This is a genomic window from Rhodococcoides fascians NBRC 12155 = LMG 3623 (genome assembly GCF_001894785.1).
In the GTDB taxonomy this organism is placed as follows: domain Bacteria; phylum Actinomycetota; class Actinomycetes; order Mycobacteriales; family Mycobacteriaceae; genus Rhodococcoides; species Rhodococcoides fascians.
In genome coordinates this window covers 332,051-350,022 of record NZ_BCWW01000007.1, presented here as the reverse complement: position 1 = coordinate 350,022, position 17,972 = coordinate 332,051, and the positions used below count along the sequence as shown (strand labels likewise).

Sequence of the window (17,972 nt, the reverse complement as noted above, 5' to 3'; positions counted from 1 at the left end):
GTCGTTCTGCCGAGTCTTGGATGATCGCACAACACGCGCCTCGAGCGCGGCGGAAACTTTGTGCTCGCTCGAATGGCGGCAGCGGTCGCAATGACCGATTCTTGGTGCACTTCTCCTGCAGCGTCGCAGGAATCCACCCTGTTGCGTCCGCGAGGTGCCCACCGATGTCCGTCAAGCCCATCACACGCAAGCGCGTCCATCCCGTCGACGAAGTGCTTCCTGTTCCCAAATTGGCCGCGTACGGGTTTCAACACGTGGTCGCGTTCTACGCCGGTGCCGTTCTCGTACCGATCATCATCGGCAGTGCAATCGGGCTGACCAACGAACAGCTGATCCATCTCATCAACGCGGACCTGTTCACCTGCGGTATCGCGTCGATCATTCAGTCGGTCGGGTTCTGGAAGATCGGTGTCCGGCTCCCACTTCTGCAGGGCGTCACGTTTGCCGGTGTGTCGCCGGTGATCGCGATCGCAATGGCCAACGGCGGTGGCACCGAGGGGTTGCTGTACGTCTACGGTGCCGTCATCGTCGCCGGTCTGGTCACGTTCTTCATGGCACCGTACTTCAGCAGGCTGCTGCGCTTCTTCCCACCGGTGGTGACCGGAACTGTCATCACGATCATCGGCGTCGCGTTGCTGCCGGTAGCGGTCAACGATGCGGTGACCAATCCTGCGACACACGAACAGGATCCGACCAACGGTCGATGGATGGCGTATGCGATCGGCACTCTGCTGATCATCGTGCTGATCCAACGGTTCTTCAAGGGCTTCATGGCCACCATCGCCGTCTTGCTCGGTCTGGTCATCGGCAGTGCCGTCGCATTCGTGTTGGGGGACATGAACTTCGACGGCACCGCGGAAGCATCGTGGGTCGGATTCACCCAGCCCTTCCTGTTCGGTGTGCCCAAATTCAGTGTCGTCGCCATCATTTCGATGATCGTCGTCATGCTCATCATCGCGGTCGAAACCACCGGCAGTGTGTATGCGACGGGTGAGATCGTCGGCAAGCGCATCAAGAAGGACGACATCGCTGCCACGCTGCGGGCCGATGGAGTCGCCACCGTCATCGGCGGCACGTTCAACTCGTTCCCGTACACGGCATTCTCGGAGAACGTCGGCCTGGTCCGACTGACCGGTGTGCGTAGTCGGTGGGTGGTCGCCAGCGCGGGCGGCATCATGATTCTGCTCGGTCTGCTGCCGAAGACGGCGGCCGTCGTCGCCTCCATCCCGCCACCGGTACTGGGCGGCGCCGCACTGGCCCTGTTCGCGACGGTCGCCGTCGTCGGAATCCAGACGCTGTCGAAGGTGGACTTCACCGACCATCGCAACTTGATCATCGTCGCCACCAGTCTCGGACTGGCGATGCTCGTCACCATCCAACCCACCGTTTCGCAGGGCGTACCGGATTGGCTCGAGATGCTGTTCGGCAGCGGAATCGTCCTGGGCGCCGTCTCTGCCATCGTCCTCAACATCCTGTTCTTCCACATCGGAAATCGTGGTCAGGCCGTGGCCGGCGGTCCGGGTGCAGGTATCACCCTCGACCGGGTCAACGAGATGTCGGCCGAGGAGTTCGCCGCCACGTTCGGCGGTCTGGTGCAGGGCACCCCGTGGGTCGTCGAGCGTGCGTATCAGCAGCGCCCGTTCGCCGACGCCCACGGTCTACGTGAGGCATTCCAGGAAGCACTGTTGGCCGGTACCACCGAGGAACAGATCGAGCTGATCAACAGCTACCCCGACCTCGGCAGCGAGGATGCGATGGGCACCCTCAACGCTGCCGATCACGTCGGACTGTCCAACCTCGAGGAGGACGAACACGAGAACATCGTTCAGCTCGCCGCCGAGTATCGGCGACACTTCGGATTCCCGTTGGTGATCTGCGCCCGAGAGACCGAACGGTACGATCGAGTTCTGGCCAACGGATGGTCGCGGGTGGAGAATGCGCCGTCGGCGGAGCGATCTTTCGCGATGATCGAAATCGCCAAGATCGCGAACTATCGGTTCGACGATCTGGTTGCGGACGCCAACCCCATAGCGGCCGCGCGGTTCGGCCGGATCAACGACTTCAGATAGCGAGCGAGATGTGCTGCACGAATGGATAGGACTCGACGGGTTCAACAAGCTCTCCGATCGACAGGCGATGCATGCACTGTTCGAGTGCTGCGCGTCCTCGATCTGGGCCCGTCGAGTCGCCCAGGGTAGACCGTTCGCCAGCCGAGACTCTTTGTTGGACAGAGCAGATCGGGTACTTGCCGAGCTGCCGGAGGCCGAGATAGATCATGCACTCGACGGCCATCCCCGGATCGGGGGCACTGCGGACAACCCGTCGTCGAAGCGTGAGCAGGCCGCAGTGACCACTGCGGGCACCGAAGTACGCGAGAAGTTGGCGGCGGGAAACCGCGCGTACGAGGACAAGTTCGGGCACGTGTATCTGGTGTGCGCGACCGGCAGGTCGGCCGAGGAGTTGCTCGCTATCCTCGAGGAGAGGCTCGACAACGATGCCGAAACCGAAAGACGGGTGCTCCGCGTGGAACTGGCCAAGATCAACCGAATTCGCCTCGGCCGCGTGCTGGGACCGACGCAGTGACCGGGCTGTCCACGCACGTGCTCGACGCCACGGCCGGCACACCGGCGGTCGGCATGCGCGTGCGGCTGTTCCATTCCGAACAGGGCGAGATATCGACAGCCACCACCGACGGAGACGGCCGCATCGGTGAGGTGATTCCCGGACCTGTCGAACCGGGCGTGTACCGGCTCTCGTTCGACACGGAATCGTATTTCGAGGCGACCTCGACCCCGAGCTTCTACCCCGAGGTGTCCGTCTCCTTCACCGTCATCGACCCCGACGCCCACTATCACGTGCCGTTGTTGTTGTCCCCCTTCGCATATTCGACCTATCGCGGGAGCTGACATGACCGACCTGACCGGAAAGATCGTTCTGGGAGCGAATCAGTACGGCAAAGCCGAGAACCGGGTGGTGCGGATCTATCGAGATTCTCCGCGGCACGAGATCCACGACATCAACGTATCGAGTGCGCTGCGTGGCGATTTCTCTGCCGCACACCTGGCCGGCGATCAGTCCGCCGTTCTGCCCACCGACACCCAGAAGCAGACCGCGTACGCGTATGCCAAGACCAAGGGTCTGCTCCACCTGGAGAGCTACGGGCTCGACCTCGCGCGTCACTACGTCGACGACGTCGAGCCCGTCGACGGTGCCCGTATCGAACTCGAGGAGTACGCCTGGGCGCGTGCGGTCGTCGACGGCGTCGAGCACGACCACACGTGGACCCGCAAGGGCGAGGAAATTCGCACCTCGGCCGTCACGGTCGAGGGTAAGGGCGAGGCGCAGCGAACCTGGGTCGTCAGCGGTTTCAAGGAGATGGTGATTCTCAAGTCGACGGGTTCGGAGTTCCACGGCTTCCTCGAGGACGATCTGACGATTCTCGAGCCCACGACCGACCGAGTGATGGCGACGTCGCTGACAGCGCAGTGGCGCTACACCACAACCGATGTCGAGTGGGATGCGGTGTACGCGGGCGTCAAGGCCGCGATGATCGAGCGATTCGCCAACCTGCAGTCGCTGGCTCTTCAGCAGACCCTGTACGCCATGGGCGAGGCGGCACTGGAGAAGTATCCGTTCATTGCCGAGATCTCGATGTCGGCCCCCAACAAGCACCACTTCGTCTACGACTTGGGCAAGTTCGGCATCGAGAACAACCTGGAGGTGTTCAACGCCGACGATCGGCCCTACGGTCTGATTCAGGCAACGGTCGAACGAGAGGACGCTCCGGACGCCGGAAGTGCTTGGCGCACATACTCCGTCGTCGGGTAACACATTGTGCTCACGTGTGCAGTGCCGCGGACCATTCCACCAGGGGGCTCAGAGCACGCCAGGCGTCGCGTACTTTCGTTGCTGCCTTGGGGCTTTCGAGCCACGCGGGTGAGCCGAAATGTTTGCCGGCAGTCAACGTCTTGTGCCGCAGCAGATCGATGCGCGGATGGTCGACCTCGTAGCCCCGCGGCTTGGTCTTGAGCGTGTCGCCGCCGATCTCGAACCCGGATTTCGTCAGCGTGGCCAGTAGCGCCTCGAGTTCGGCTCCGCGTACGTCGTCGTCGACGGTCTTGCGGAAACGCGCGATCGAGTCCGGGGAGCTGTTGTAGAAGCCGCCTGCGACGAAAAATCCGGCGGGATCGATCTGGACGTAGTAGCCGAGGCTGTCGCCCCGTGCGACGAACCCGCCCTGGTGACTCTTGTACGGGGTCTTGTCTTTCGAGAATCGAACGTCCCGGTACGGCCGAAACAGTTTGGCGCTACCGAATTCGGGTTCCAGGTACGCCAGCAACGCGGTCATCGGTGCCTTGACGGCACTGTCGTAGACGTCCTTGTGTTCGTTCCACCAGAGTTTGCTGTTGTCGGCTTCGAGGTCTTCGTAGAAGTCCAGGGCGGTGAAGGGGATTCCGGTGAAGCCTGCAGTCATTTCCCCATTATGCAGCGCCGTGGGCCGACGCCCGAGGCATGGATTGCAGGGCGAGGTAGACATCCAGTCTGTCCGCAGTGGAGCCGAGATCTCGCCCCAGCAGTTCCTCCACGCGTTTGATGCGATATCGGACGGTGTTGAGATGGACGTGCATCGACTCTGCGGTTCGATGCCAGGACCCTCCGTTGGCCAGAAACTCCCGCAGCGTGTCGGTCAGGTCGGCGTCGGTGCGTCGGTCGTGCTCGAGCAGCGGCGCGAGGACGTGCTCGACGAACGATTCTCGTACGTCGTCGGGAAGCGCCGACATCATCGATACTGCCGAGGTCGGCTTGGTGCCTGCGGTGACCGTCACCGCCGCGGATCCCTGCCTGCTGAGTTCGAGAGCGTGCCGAGCCGACCTCAGTGCGCCGTCGATGGTCAGCCCGGTGGCCACGGCGCTCACGCCCACATGTATTCGGCTGGGTCCGATTCCAGAGCGCAACCGGGACAGCCGAATGCGGATGGTCTGCGCGAACAGTGTGTCGTCGGTATTGACGACTGCGACGATGTCGCCGTGTGCGCTGCATCCGACACACCCACCGCCGAACGAGGTCAGGGTGTCACCGACGACGGATCGGAGCATCTCTCGCAGGTCGACGCGACCGCTGTGGGCAACTCTGACGACGACGAGCGGCCTGTCGGGGTCGACTCCTGCCTGGCGCAGCCTCGTCAGTGCCTCGAATCCGGTGCTGTCGTGTTCGATCAACGCCACCGCCTGATCTGCGATCTCACGCCGCACCAGCCGTCCTTCTTCACGCCGGGCACGATCGAGCGCGGCGATGGCTGCGAGTTGCCCGAACGCCTCGGAGACGTCGGGAGAGAACGAATCCATGTCTCCGGCCACAGCCAGGAACCATCGCGTGGTGCGCTGTACGAGCGATGGCCCGACGCCGAAGACACTGTAGGTCGATCCATCAGCGAGAACGGTTGTCGTAGGAAGCGTTTCGGACGAGAGTGCCGCGTGCGTCAAGGTGTCGACATCTGCGTCGGACAACGCAGATGCCTCGGTGACCAACCGACGCCCGGTGGCGGTGTAGATCAGACACGCCATTCCCGTTTCTCTGGAGATGTGCAGTGCCAGTTCGTCGAGGGCTCTGCCGTCGGCGACCGCGGTGAGCAACTGGCGTTGGCGCACGAGCGAATTGTTCAGCGAAGCAATCCGATCACCGGTGACCCGGCCGACGAGAAATTCGGTGACCTCACCGAACGACACCGTGTCGGGAACAGCGAGGAGCGGCAGACCGTGTCGCTCGCATGCGTCGACGAGATCGAGCGGAATGTGTCCGAGCAACCCCTCCCCCGCGGCCAATGCCGTCGCACCGGATTCGGCCACCGATCGAACGAACACTTCGCTGTCGTCGGGCGTGCGCCGCCATACGAGTCCGGTGATGACCAACTCGCCGCCCGCGATGTATCGGGACGGGTCGGGTAGGTCGGTGGTGAACGTCCACCGCAGGGTACGTCCGAGGGCGTCGCGATCGGAGGTGAGCAATCGGATGCCCAGGTGCGAGGCATCGAGTAGGTCTCCGACGTACATCGTTGAACCTCCCGCCTCGTGTGTTCGGCCGTGCCGGAGGCAAAGATAAGCGCGGGTTGTTTCCGCCGAGTTTCGGGCGTATCGCGTGAGCACCGAGATCGGTAACAGAAAGTCACTACAGTTCGAGAAGGCGCACCGGGCGGTGAATCCGGGCCGGCGAGAATGAGGTGAACGAAGCCATGGATCTCGGCACTGTCGATCGTGTTCTGCTTCCCCGCTCGCGTGCGGATCTGCCGCCGGGCAGCGCGGACGCCGCGGTAGTTGCGGGCGGCACGTGGCTGTTCTCGGAGAAACAGGACCACCTGACCACCCTGATCGACATCACGGCCCTGGGATGGGAGCCGTTGATCGTCGACGAGAACGGACTCGGGATCGCAGCGACGTGCACGATCGAGACTCTGGCTCGATTCGAGTCCGCCTTCCCCGCAACCACCTTGTTCCCTCGGTGTGCAGCCGCCCTGCTGGCCTCGTTCAAGATCTGGAAGACCGCCACTGTCGGCGGAAACGTAGCGCTCGCCCTGCCTGCAGGAGCCATGATTTCGTTGACTGCCGCCCTCGACGGCGTCGCAGAGGTGTGGTCGGCACACGGCCCCGAGCACGACTACCGTCTGCCGATCGACCAGCTGGTCGTCGGCCCCCAGACCACGGTGCTCCGACCCGGGGATGTGCTGCGCAGCATCGACGTTCCGCGGCACGCCCTCGAGTCGAGAACGGCGATGCGCACGCTGTCGCTCTCACCTCTCGGCCGATCGGCGGCGGTGGTGATCGGCCGCGTCGACCCCGACGGCACATTCGTGTTGACCGTCACCGCGTCGACCGTTCGTCCGTTCGTACTTCGGTTTTCGGCTGTACCGACGGCGCACGAGCTCGACGACGCCCTTGCCGACACTATCGGTCCGCAGCACTGGTACGACGATCCCCATGGTGCGCCGGATTGGCGTCGACACATCAGTTGCGCTGCGGCGCAGTCCATTCGTGAGGAGCTGTCATGATCGTCGACATCAACGGCGTACCGACCGAGGTTGCCGCGCGACCGGGTCAATGTCTGCGCACTTTGCTCCGCGAACACGACCGTTTCGAGGTCAAGAAGGGCTGCGACGCCGGTGACTGCGGCGCATGCACGGTCCTCGTCGACGGAGAACCGGTGCACTCGTGCATATTTCCCGCCTACCGCGCGGCCGACAGGTCCGTCACCACCGTGGCCGGGCTCGGCACCCCGGAGGATCTGCACCCGATGCAGCGCCGGTTCGTCGAGGCCGCCGGATTCCAATGCGGGTTCTGTACGGCCGGGATGGTCGTGACCGCGTCGACCCTGACCGCGGACGACAGGGACGAGCTGCCCTCGAGACTGAAGGGAAACCTGTGTCGCTGCACCGGGTATCGCGCCATCTCCGATGCCGTGTGCGGGGTGGTCAACACCGAGAAGGGGGCAGACGGTCCGGCATGCGGGCGTTCGCTCGAAGCCCCCGCGAGCACACGGGTAGTCACCGGAACCGAGCCGTACACGCTCGATCACTCCCCGCCCGGGCTGCTGCACGCCAGCGTTCTCGGAAGTCCGCATGCCCACGCGCGGATCGTCTCCATCGATACCACGGCCGCGGAACAGGTGCCGGGCGTGCAGCTGGTGCTCACCTCGAAAGACAGCCCGGCGGTGGCATTTTCCACAGCCAGACACGACAGCCGCGTCGACGACCCCGACGACACCCGGGTACTCGACACCGTCGTCCGGTTCATCGGCCAACGTGTGGCGATCGTGGTCGCGGAGTCGATCGCCGCCGCGCAGGAGGGCTGCCGCGCCCTCATCGTCGAGTACGAGGTGCTACCCGCCGTGTTCGACCCCGAGTCGGCACTCGCCCCGGACGCACCGAAGATCCACGGCGACAAGGATGCAGCGGCTCGGATCGCCGACCCGTCCCGAAACCTGGTGGCCGAACTGCACGGCAGCACCGGTGACGTCGACGCTGCAGTACGTGTTGCAGCAGCGGTGGTCACCGGGCGATGGACGACTCAGCGAATTCAGCACGTGCACTTGGAAACTCATGGCACCATCGGTTGGCTGGACGCCGACGGCCGGCTTCATCTGCGCACCAGCACCCAGGTTCCCTACCTGGTGCGCGACGAAATATGCGAGATCTTCGGCCTCCCCCGGGATCGTGTCCGCGTGTTCACCGCACGGGTGGGTGGCGGCTTCGGCGGCAAACAGGAACTACTGACCGAGGACGTCGTCGCGCTGGCCGTTCTGCGGACCGGTCGGCCGGTGCAGTTCGAGTTCACCCGCACGGACGAGTTCACGGTCGCACCGTGCCGACACCCGTTTCGCGTCGACGTCACCGCCGCCGCGAGCGCCGACGGCGTGTTGACCGCACTGTCGATCGACGTGCTGACCGACGCCGGGGCGTACGGCAATCACAGTGCCGGAGTGATGTTTCACGGGTGCGGCGAATCGGTGGCGATCTACCGGTGCGCCAACAAGCGGGTCGACGCGAAGACCGTGTACACCAACAACATTCCATCGGGTGCCTTCCGCGGCTACGGACTGGGGCAGGTCATGTTCGCGATCGAATCGGCCCTCGACGATCTCGCCCGAGAGCTCGATATCGACCCGTTCGAGTTCCGCCGCCGCAATGTCATCGTTCCCGGCGACGAGATCGTCGCCGCGCACCGCGAAGGCGACGACCTGCAATTCGGCAGCTACGGTCTCGATCAGTGCATCGACCTCGCCGAGAACGCCATCAGGCAAGGCAACGGCGAGCCTGCGCCGCCCGGCTGGAAGATCGGTGAAGGAATGGCGGTGGCCATGATCGCCACCATTCCGCCCCGTGGCCACCGCGCCGAGGCCACCGCGTCGCTGCTGCCCGAGGGCGGCTACGAGATACGCGTCGGAACAGCGGAGTTCGGAAACGGGACCACCACCGTCCACACCCAGATCGCGGCCAGCGAGCTGTGCACGTCGGTCGACCGCATCCGCGTCGTGCAGTCCGATACCGAGTCGGTCACCTACGACACCGGTGCGTTCGGCTCGGCGGGGACCGTCGTCGCAGGCAAGGCGCTCTACGCGGCGGTGCGCGGGTTGTCGGCCCGCATCGTCGAGGTCGCTGCCACCGCGACCGGGCACCGCCCTTCGAACTGCACGTTGGGGCCCGAGGGGGTGCGGTGCGGAGATCGCTTCGTCCCGTTGGACGACGTACTGGCATCGGCGGGCGGCACGTTGACGGCAAGCGGCAACAGCGGCGGACTCCCGCGATCACTGGCGTTCAACGTGCAGGCATTTCGGGTGGCGGTCGACGAAGCGACCGGTACGGTCGCGATCCTCCAGTCGGTGCAGAGCGCCGACGCAGGCACCGTGATGAACCCGCAGCAGTGCCGGGGCCAGGTCGAAGGCGGTGTCGCGCAGGCCATCGGCAGCGCACTGTACGAGGAGATGCGCACCGACGGTGCGGGGCGGATCACCACCGACTCCATTCGGAGTTATCACGTCCCCCAGTTCGCGGACATTCCACGAACCCAGGTGCTGTTCGCGGACACCTACGACCGATTGGGCCCGTTCGGCGCGAAGTCGATGAGCGAGTCACCGTACAACCCCGTCGCCCCCGCACTGGCCAACGCGATCCGTGACGCGGTGGGAGTGCGCTTGCACCACTTGCCCATGTCCTCGGACCGCGTCTGGCGAGCGGTCAACGATCGTAGAACGTCTGCAGAATGATCGTGCTGCGCGTCTGCACGTGCGCCGTGGCGCGAATTTCCTGCAGTAGATGTTCGAGGGCGCGCGGCGACTCGACGCGCACCATCAGGACGTAGCTCTCCTCGCCGGCAACCGAGTGACACGACTCGATGGCGGTCAGATGCTTCAGTCGTGCGGGGGCGTCGTCCGGCCGAGCCGGATCGATCGGAGTGATCGCGACGAACGCCGACAACGGACGCCCCAGAGCTTCGGGATCGACCTGCGCCGTATAACCGCGAATGACTCGTCGCGACTCCAGGCGTCGAACTCGCGACTGAACAGCCGACACGGACAGAGACGCCTTCTCTGCCAACGTCGCCAACGTCGCGCGGCCGTCCGAGATCAATTCGTCGACGATCAGGCGGTCGACGCGATCGAGGTTTTCACTCACGTGCGCAATCTAGCTCAGATCCCCGCCGATGCCCCTCTGCCCGCACGAGACATGACCCTCTGCTCACACGAACAGCGGGGGCAGCGCCAGAACCATGACCGCCGACCAGCTGACATGCGTCAGGATCGGTGCCAGAATTCCGCCCGATGCCCGACGTTGCAGCCCCATCACGTAACCGAGCAGCACGGCGGCGAAGCCGAGCATCGGGTTGCCGGACGCGAGGGTGGCGATGGTGTAGACGACTGTCGAGATGATCACCGGATGTTTGACTCCGATGGCTGAGTACAAGGCTCCTCGGAAGAAGATCTCCTCGGCGACACCGTTGAGCAACGCGATGAACACGATCAGTACCAGCGACCCCACTCGGGCGTGTGCGAGCACGTTCTCGGTGAAATCGGCGAGCGGCGGAATCTGACGGACGACGAGGCCGCCGAGCATGAACACGCCACCGACGGCGAGACCGATGAGGATGGGGGTGACGATCGGCCGCCGGATGGACCCGCCCACCTTGATCCGTCCGAGGTGCAGCGGCCCCGACAGACATCCACCGACGATCCACACTGCGGCCAACACGAGCGTCAATGCGTAGAACGACGGGTCACCCGGTTCCACCTTGAGCGAGAAATACAGCACCGTCGCCCCGATCACCAGTGTGATCAGCACGATGATGCGCCGTTTCCTGAACGCCGCGTCGGACTCCCGGTGGTCTCGCTCGACAGGATCGACCAGAGCGGACTTCATCACGTTCAGCGCGGTCGTCGACCACGTTGCCATCATGCCTCCTCGGTATCGGTCAGTCGGCGCACGACCGACTTCGCGCGTCGGTTCACACTCGCAGCCACATCGAGGTTGGTACGCACTGCTGCTGCCACGGGCTTCGATGCCAGCAGTCGACGGCCGCCCAGAGCCTCGACCAGACCCCAGGTGCGGTCCGAGGACGCTGCCACGCCGTGCCGCCGGACGCCGAGCGCATCTCCGCCGCTCCATGCTGCGTCGGTGTTCGCCAGTCGCAGCGGGTCCTTCAGTGCACAGACCCCGGGCGGCTCGCCCACGGTTCCTCGCACGCTACGGGCCATGGCGTCTGCGATGGTGGTCAGACCACGGGGCGGATCAGGGACGAGATCCCGAATCCGGCTCTCCGACGTGGTCATCGTGTTGTGCAGTGAACCGACCAGATCCTCGGCGAGCCCGGCGGGCACAGGAATGATCTTTCCGATCACCTTGCCGGCGAGTGACGTCGGAACGAGCGGTACCGGTATCCCGATGCGCTGCAGCCCGGCGGCTTCGACGTAGGCGAACACCAGGTCGCGGTACGGCACCACGTCGGGGCCGCCGATGTCGTAGGAACCTGCTGGGACGGTGTCGGTATCGGCCGACGCCACCAGGTAGTGCAGTACGTCGTCGACTGCTATCGGTTGAACGGGCTCGGCGAGCCAGCTCGGCAACGGCAGCACCGGCAGGCGGTCCGCCAGATAGCGCAGCATCTCGTACGACGTGGAGCCGGCACCCATGACGATCGCCGCTCGCAACCACACCAGATCGATACCGTCCACCGTCAGCGCCTCACCGACGTCGGCGCGACTGGCCAGGTGCTCCGACAGGTGGGCGTCGTCGGGGACGAAGCCGCCCAGGTACACGATGCGACGCACTCCCGCTCGTGCGGCGGCCGCGGCGAACTGCTCGGCGGACGTCCGGTCCTGGGCACGGTAGTCGGCTTCGCCGATCGCGTGGACGAGGTAGTAGGCGACATCGATGTCGCCCGACTCTGCGAAGGCCGCGGCACAGGATTGTTCGTCAGTGACGTCGAGCGACACCGCGGTCACGGAATCGTAGAAGTCGAAAGTGCGCAGGTTCTTCGGAGTCCGAGACCCGACGACGACGTCCGTGTCGTCTGCCAACAGGGCCGCCACCAGCCGAGACCCGATGTACCCGCTGGCACCGGTGACGAGGACTCTCATGCGTCGAGGCTAACGGCAGTCGGGGCGTTGCGTCGGTATGGCATTGTCGCTCCTATGGCTCTCGTGTTGGCAGGTGTGGTCCTCCCCGACCCTCTCGGTACCGAAACGGTGCTTCGGCGAGGAGCCGCAGTGGCGCGGGCCGGTGTGAGCTGGATGTTCACCACGGCCGATTTCGCGCTTACCCTGCCCGGCAGAATCGAAGCACTGCTGAGCCGTATAGAGACATTGATGACACGAATCGACCATGTCATCGATTCGGCCGATGCCGTGGTTGCTCATGTACAACGGACGACCGGTGCCGCGGACACCGTGGTCGCGTCGGCATCGGCCGCCTCGCATACGGCGTTGGAGCTCATCGAGATGTTCGATCCCATCGCCAAGAAGTCCGAGCCCATGGCGCGACGCTTCGTCGACAACCTGTCCGACGCCGAGGTCGACGCAGCGATCGCCATGGTCGATCAGCTTCCCGGACTCCTCGACCACATGGAAGCTCTACTCCCCATCCTCGCGACCCTCGATACGGTCTCCCCCGAGATCCACGAGCTTCTCGGAGTGACGAAGGACGTCAGGCGCGCCGTCATCGGCATCCCCGGATTCAAGTTCTTCCGCAACCGGGGCGAGGACAAGTTGAACGACGAGATGGAAGACGAACAGCGGTAGTCGCTATTTGACGAACGCGAAATCTTCACCTGCGTGGAAACGGGCCAGGGTCTCCGAAATGGACCGCCGTGATGGCGGATGAAATGCGAACGCGTGCAATGCTGCTGCGACGTAGGCGATTTCGGGTGACTTGATGAAGCCGATCCCGCCCAGCGATTCGATGGCAGCCGCACTGCTGCGCACCAGTGCGTCACGAATCGCGATGCGGTTGAACAGCAACTTCACCGAGATGTCCTGTCCGCGTTCACCTTCGTCGAAGGCACGGGCCACGTTCTCGATTGCCGCCATGGACACCTCGAGTTCGGCCGCCGCTCGAACGTAGCCTTCGTAGTCACCCTTGTCCTGCTCGATCATCCGCTCGAGCAGAGAGGTCGCGGCGCCGATGTAGTTGGCGGAGATCAGCATCCCGAACCAGAGGTAGCCGGTCATCTCGTGCACGCCATCGGGATCGTCGTCCTTGTTGGGTAGGACGAGGCTTGCCGGTACTTCGACGTCTTCGAGCAACACTTCCTCGCTCTGCGCGCCGGCCAGAATGTCGGTGGTCCAGAACGGCTTCACACTCATACCCGGAAGGCCGGCCGGAATCAGCGCGACGGCGCGGTCACCGGAGTCGATCTCGACGCTGCAGGTCAGCAAATCCATCGAACGTGCCAGACTGCACGGCTTCTTGCTTCCGTTGACGATGTAGTTGTCGCCCTTCTTCACGGCGGTCATCGTCGGAATGAACACACTCCCGCCGGTGACGCCCTCGGAGAACCCGGAAGCGACGATCGCCTTCTGGTCGACCAATCCCTTGATCAATGCTCGGTCGTCGTCGGTGGCACCACGAGCGAATTCGGTCAGGGACGCGAGTGAGAGATGGTGCATCGTGGTTCCCGCGCCCAGAGAGGGTGAGCGAGACCCGATGGCCCTTTGCGCCCGAACCGCGTCGATGGCCGGAGCACCGAGACCACCCAGTTCGCCCGGGACCACCAAGCCGGTACCGCCGAATTCCCGAAACTTGTCGATCGCGTCCGAATCGCGGGATTCCAGTCGGTCCAGTGGGGTTGTGTCCAGATACTGCAGCAAACCCGGCATGTACTTCTCGAGCGTTTCTCTTTCGCGCACCATTAATCCAGTCACTGTTCATCTCCTTGTGTCACTAATCGATTGTGTGTCACTGATTGATTGGGGCGTCGTCCAATTTGTACCATCAGTCGACCTGGACAAATCAGTCGAATATCAGCATGGACAGCGGTAAAGCAGGTGAATTCGCGCTGGACCCCGACAATACCCCGCCACCTGCGACGATAAACTAAAGGTCTCGTAAAGTTTGCCCATCGAAAGAAACCGAAGTTATTTTTCGGGGCGCATTTACCAACCGATTTCCGTCGCACGAGCATCTTTTGAAACGCTGAATATTCTTCTGCCGAATACCAATCGCCAGCGCCGCCCGCTCCGAATGAACTCATGAATTCGCGACAATCCACAATCGACTCTGTGAGGAGTTCTGGTACACGATGGTTGTCAACAGATTGATGAAACGACTCGGCGGAGACGAGCGCGTGGATTTGCTGCGCGCTGTTCGAGACGCCGATGTGGTCCCGTACTTCCGCAAGATGGAATCGGCCGTTGCCCCGGTCGTTCGCGTCGAGGGCCGGGACAAAATCATGCTCGGATCCAACAATTACCTCGGCATTGCCGACCATCCCAAGGTTGTCGAGGGTGCCCAGCACGCGCTCGACACATTCGGCAGCGCAGTCACTGGGAGTCGTTTGCTCAACGGCACTCTGGACCTCCACCTCGAACTCGAGCACGAGATCGCCCAGTGGCACGGAACGGACGACGCACTCGTCTTCACCACGGGCTACCAGACGAACCTCGGAACGATCAGTGCGATCGTCGGCCCCGGTGACACGGTGATCGTCGATTCGGCGGCCCACGCATCGATCCGCGACGGCAGCACTCTCTCGGGCGCGTCGGTGGTCAAGTTCAAGCACAACGACATGGCCGATCTCGAAGCCAAACTCCAGCAACCCGTCGTCGACGACGGAGCCGTGCTGGTGATCGTCGACGGTCTGTACTCCATGGAGGGCGACCTGGCACCGCTCGACGTCGTCTCCGAGCTGTGTATCCGCTATCACGCAGCGCTGATGGTCGACGAAGCCCACAGCCTCGGTGTCTACGGGCCCGAACTCACCGGAGCGGCAGAGCTGTTCGGCATCACCAAGGACGTCGACGTCACGATGGCGTCACTGTCGAAGAGCCCCAGTTCCACCGGCGGGTTCGTGACCGGCTCGAGCGACTTGATCGACACCCTCCGGGTCAAGGCCCGCGCCTTCCTGTTCACGACCTCCGGTGTGCCTGCTGCGGTGGGTGCCGCATTGGCTTCCGTCCGCCTGATCCGAAGCGACGAGGGCAAGGATCGGGCTCGGCGCGTACTCGACAACGCCGAGATCCTGCGCGGCGGACTGCAATCGGCCGGCCTCGACGTGGCAGGTCGCTCGTCCACACCCCACGGCGATACGGCCGCCCCCATCGTCTCACTCCACATCGGCGACGACCTCGTGGCCATGAGTCTGTGGAAGAACCTCTACGACCGTGGCATCTTCACCAGCGCTGCCTTGCATCCCGCCGTGCCGAAATCCGGTGCCATACTTCGCCTGTGCGTGATGGCAACGCACACCGAACAACACCTGTCGACCGCCACGGAACAGATCATCGAGGCCGTAGCGGAGCTGCCCTCATGAGTGAGCGCCACCGCGGCGTGCGTATCGCGGTCACAGGAGCCACCAGTGACTTCGCGGCCGCGATTCTCCCGAGGCTGTTCGAGGATCCCGAGGTGGACGCGGTCGTCGGGATAGCCCGTCGCCCAGCCCGAATCACGCACCCGAAGTTCACCTCGCTCCGCTCGGACATTCGCTCTCCCGACCTCGAGGAGACGTTCGCCGAGTGCGACGTCGTGCTGCACTTGGCGTTCGTGGTCGAGGAGCTCAAAGACAAGACCGAGACCCACGACATCAACCTGCGCGGGTCACGCAACGTCATCGATTCCGCATACCGAGCGGGGGTGTCACGCGTGGTGATCGCCTCGAGCATCAATGCGTACGGTGCCGACATCGCTCCGGAGCCGCTCACCGAGAACAGTTATCCAGCAGGCGATCCCAATCGCTATTACTTCTACGACAAAGCCGAGGTGGAACATTACGCGGAGTGGTGGCTGCGTAGGCACCCCGGTGAGATGACCATCTCCATGTTGCGGTGCACGTACATCGTCGGACCCGACTTCGCCAACGACGGGATCGACCAGTTCACCGGGCCGATCGGCGCGTTCCCGGAAGCGGATCGGGCCTCGTATCAATTCTTGTTCCAGGACGACATGGCCGACGCCTTCCACCGCGCGGCCAAGACCGACCTCGTCGGTCCGTACAACCTGGGTCCGGTGGACTGGGTCGGCGTGCGCGAACTCGCTGCGATGCAGGGCCAGTTGATGTTCGACGTTCCACAGAAAGCGGCGACGCGTATCGCGAACATCGCCTTCGCCCTCGGCCTCACGCCGTTCTCCGGGCAGTGGGTCACGCCCGGAGAGCCCATCGTCGATTCGACCGCGCTCGGTGCTGCCACCGGTTGGGCACCCACCCTCACCTCCCATGAGGCTGCCGCCGTGATGATTCTGCTGCAGGGCAAGTCGCTGCTGAGGAGTCAGGACGCCCTCGAACGCGACCTCGCCTGCGAGGCAGCGTTGCGGCCGGCCTCCGACGCGGTCGCGCTCGCCCGCGCAGACGTCGCCGGCCTCGATATCGTGCACCGGCAGCTCGACATCGCCGGCGGGCGAGTGCACATCGAAGTACACCGATCGGCGACAGCCACCGACCAGTCGGTGGTGCTGGTTGCCGATACCGGTCTGCATGCCCGCTACCTGACACCCCTGGCCGAAGAGATCGCACGGGCAGGCGTCGACGTAGTGGTATTGGATCTCCCCGGCCACGGCCTGAGCACCGGGCTGCGCGGCCGATCATCGGCCACCCAGACCGTCGACGCTGTCGACGCCGCACTGCGCTTCGCTCGCACGCACCTCGACACCGCCCCGGTGGCGCTCCGCAGCGGAGTCCGGCACGCGACCGACACCGTGGTCGGCGGCGTGCGCCGGCGCGCAACCGGGTGGACGACACTGGAGGAACCGATGTGCCCCGACGGGCTGTTGCCTTCTCGAGTTCGCGTGGACGGTACAGCTGCGCTTCCGTTCGTGTCCACTGCGGCGGACGCTCTGGCCTACTGCGCCAGGACGATCGGACTCAGCGCCACCAGCTGAACCTGCTGCGAACGCGCGCGAACCACGATGCACCGTCGTGGTCCGCCGCCGAGGGCCGGCCCGACGTCACAGCCGACTCCGCGTCGTGCTGTCTTTCCAATCGGTCGACCTCGGTTCGATTGGTACGCCACCGGGACACCCATGTCTCGACATCCACGGGGCCGAGCGGCACGATCGGCGGGGTAGGAAAGCGAATCCACTCGACGATGCGAGCGTTGAGCTCGTCCAACACGTCTCGTACGGACTCCTCGCGCCGGAGACCGATCAACGTAGAGGGCAGCCGCTCGATCTCTTTGCGCAGGGCCAACGCCGTGGGCAAGAGCGCATCGACCGGCAGGTTCTCTCGCCTCAGATAGCCGCGAACCCACCACAGTTCGTCGTCGGGATCGCCCATCGGGATGGGTTTGCCGGTGCCGTCGAGTCCTTCGAATGCACCGGCGTCCTGCGCCTCGCGGATCTGTTTGTCGACCCAGGACTCGAACGTGACTCCTGGCTTCTTGCGTTCGGTCACTCCATCGACTGTAGAACCGGCCCCGGGTGTTCGCCAGGTGCGCCCGAGACGAGCGAGCCCCGATCCCATGCAGGGGTCGGGGCTCGCTCAAATGCGTCGGCTCAGCCGTATTCGGCGACCAAGCGGTCGAACTCGTCACGGTCGATCACCTGAGGCTCGTTGATGGCCAGCGCCTGGGCGTACTTGCTCGCCATGTGGTAATCCCGGCCGAGTGGACCGTGCTCGGCGTCGTCCTCGTCCGATTGGATGCTTGCACCCGGCGGCACCTCGTTCTGCAGGCCGTTCGTCTTGCTGCCGAGCAGTGCGTCGAGTTTCGCGGAAATCTTCTGCATGATCTCTTGGTCGTCGGTCATGGCCACCGGGTACCCGAATCGGGCGAAACGACACCGC

General features: G+C 64.2%; 17 protein-coding genes. 9 read left to right on the top strand and 8 right to left on the bottom strand.

Annotated features, from left to right (window positions below; all coding sequences use genetic code 11):
* Window positions 1-164: 164 nt before the first annotated feature.
* From uraD (RFA01S_RS16835) to pucL, 4 genes are read left to right on the top strand one after another with little or no spacing between them, the layout of a single operon-like run.
* Window positions 165-2,069: a 2-oxo-4-hydroxy-4-carboxy-5-ureidoimidazoline decarboxylase gene (gene uraD, locus RFA01S_RS16835; protein ID WP_032408088.1), complete on the top strand. Its 1,905-nt coding sequence runs from the start codon at window positions 165-167 to the stop codon at window positions 2,067-2,069.
* 10 nt (window positions 2,070-2,079) lie between these two features.
* Window positions 2,080-2,583: a 2-oxo-4-hydroxy-4-carboxy-5-ureidoimidazoline decarboxylase gene (gene uraD, locus RFA01S_RS16830; RefSeq protein ID WP_027496461.1), complete on the top strand. Its 504-nt coding sequence runs from the start codon at window positions 2,080-2,082 to the stop codon at window positions 2,581-2,583.
* Entirely contained in the window at window positions 2,580-2,906 is a 327-nt protein-coding gene (gene uraH, locus RFA01S_RS16825; protein ID WP_032372721.1) for a hydroxyisourate hydrolase, read from the top strand. The genes uraD (RFA01S_RS16830) and uraH overlap by 4 nt, the downstream gene beginning before the upstream one ends.
* A 1-nt stretch (window position 2,907) precedes the next feature.
* Window positions 2,908-3,828 (top strand): factor-independent urate hydroxylase, encoded by a 921-nt coding sequence (gene pucL, locus RFA01S_RS16820; protein WP_032408087.1) that lies wholly within the window; start codon window positions 2,908-2,910, stop codon window positions 3,826-3,828.
* 10 nt (window positions 3,829-3,838) lie between these two features.
* Here pucL and RFA01S_RS16815 read toward each other — a convergent pair whose 3' ends face one another.
* Entirely contained in the window at window positions 3,839-4,474 is a 636-nt protein-coding gene (locus tag RFA01S_RS16815) for a DUF2461 domain-containing protein (RefSeq protein WP_032408086.1), read from the bottom strand.
* A gap of 7 nt (window positions 4,475-4,481) precedes the next feature.
* Window positions 4,482-6,050: a PucR family transcriptional regulator gene (locus RFA01S_RS16810; RefSeq protein WP_032408085.1), complete on the bottom strand. Its 1,569-nt coding sequence runs from the start codon at window positions 6,048-6,050 to the stop codon at window positions 4,482-4,484.
* A 179-nt stretch (window positions 6,051-6,229) separates the two neighbouring features.
* On the opposite strand from RFA01S_RS16810, the gene RFA01S_RS16805 reads away from it, so the two are divergent.
* Together RFA01S_RS16805 and RFA01S_RS16800 are read left to right on the top strand one after the other, a co-directional pair.
* On the top strand, window positions 6,230-7,042 hold the full coding sequence (locus RFA01S_RS16805) for an FAD binding domain-containing protein (protein ID WP_032401223.1): 813 nt from the start codon (window positions 6,230-6,232) through the stop codon (window positions 7,040-7,042).
* Window positions 7,039-9,753: a molybdopterin-dependent oxidoreductase gene (locus RFA01S_RS16800; RefSeq protein WP_032408084.1), complete on the top strand. Its 2,715-nt coding sequence runs from the start codon at window positions 7,039-7,041 to the stop codon at window positions 9,751-9,753. Before RFA01S_RS16805 ends, RFA01S_RS16800 begins: the two co-directional genes overlap by 4 nt.
* On the opposite strand, the gene RFA01S_RS16795 is transcribed toward RFA01S_RS16800, so the two are convergent.
* The 3 genes from RFA01S_RS16795 to RFA01S_RS16785 form a co-directional block, all read right to left on the bottom strand.
* A complete protein-coding gene (locus RFA01S_RS16795; protein ID WP_027496454.1) occupies window positions 9,725-10,162 on the bottom strand; it encodes an Lrp/AsnC family transcriptional regulator in 438 nt (145 codons plus the stop codon). The genes RFA01S_RS16800 and RFA01S_RS16795 overlap by 29 nt on opposite strands.
* 63 nt (window positions 10,163-10,225) lie before the next feature.
* Window positions 10,226-10,936, bottom strand: a complete 711-nt coding sequence (locus RFA01S_RS16790) for a CPBP family intramembrane glutamic endopeptidase (RefSeq protein WP_027496453.1) — start codon at window positions 10,934-10,936, stop codon at window positions 10,226-10,228.
* On the bottom strand, window positions 10,936-12,120 hold the full coding sequence (locus tag RFA01S_RS16785) for an NAD(P)H-binding protein (protein ID WP_027496452.1): 1,185 nt from the start codon (window positions 12,118-12,120) through the stop codon (window positions 10,936-10,938). Before RFA01S_RS16785 ends, RFA01S_RS16790 begins: the two co-directional genes overlap by 1 nt.
* Window positions 12,121-12,174: 54 nt before the next feature.
* Between RFA01S_RS16785 and RFA01S_RS16780 the strand changes: the two genes are divergently transcribed.
* On the top strand, window positions 12,175-12,780 hold the full coding sequence (locus tag RFA01S_RS16780; protein WP_032383951.1) for a hypothetical protein: 606 nt from the start codon (window positions 12,175-12,177) through the stop codon (window positions 12,778-12,780).
* A gap of 3 nt (window positions 12,781-12,783) precedes the next feature.
* Here RFA01S_RS16780 and RFA01S_RS16775 read toward each other — a convergent pair whose 3' ends face one another.
* Window positions 12,784-13,902 (bottom strand): acyl-CoA dehydrogenase family protein, encoded by a 1,119-nt coding sequence (locus RFA01S_RS16775; protein ID WP_032366661.1) that lies wholly within the window; start codon window positions 13,900-13,902, stop codon window positions 12,784-12,786.
* A 377-nt stretch (window positions 13,903-14,279) separates the two neighbouring features.
* Between RFA01S_RS16775 and RFA01S_RS16770 the strand changes: the two genes are divergently transcribed.
* Together RFA01S_RS16770 and RFA01S_RS16765 are read left to right on the top strand one after the other, a co-directional pair.
* The gene (locus RFA01S_RS16770; protein WP_032366662.1) at window positions 14,280-15,509 is read left to right on the top strand and encodes an aminotransferase class I/II-fold pyridoxal phosphate-dependent enzyme; all 1,230 of its coding nucleotides are present in this window, start codon (window positions 14,280-14,282) and stop codon (window positions 15,507-15,509) included.
* Window positions 15,506-17,071: an NAD-dependent epimerase/dehydratase family protein gene (locus tag RFA01S_RS16765; protein ID WP_027496448.1), complete on the top strand. Its 1,566-nt coding sequence runs from the start codon at window positions 15,506-15,508 to the stop codon at window positions 17,069-17,071. Before RFA01S_RS16770 ends, RFA01S_RS16765 begins: the two co-directional genes overlap by 4 nt.
* On the opposite strand, the gene RFA01S_RS16760 is transcribed toward RFA01S_RS16765, so the two are convergent.
* Both RFA01S_RS16760 and RFA01S_RS16755 read right to left on the bottom strand, forming a co-directional pair.
* Window positions 17,055-17,582 (bottom strand): DnaJ family domain-containing protein, encoded by a 528-nt coding sequence (locus tag RFA01S_RS16760; protein ID WP_027496447.1) that lies wholly within the window; start codon window positions 17,580-17,582, stop codon window positions 17,055-17,057. The genes RFA01S_RS16765 and RFA01S_RS16760 overlap by 17 nt on opposite strands.
* A gap of 101 nt (window positions 17,583-17,683) precedes the next feature.
* The gene (locus tag RFA01S_RS16755) at window positions 17,684-17,935 is read right to left on the bottom strand and encodes a hypothetical protein (protein ID WP_032408083.1); all 252 of its coding nucleotides are present in this window, start codon (window positions 17,933-17,935) and stop codon (window positions 17,684-17,686) included.
* Window positions 17,936-17,972 lie beyond the last annotated feature (37 nt).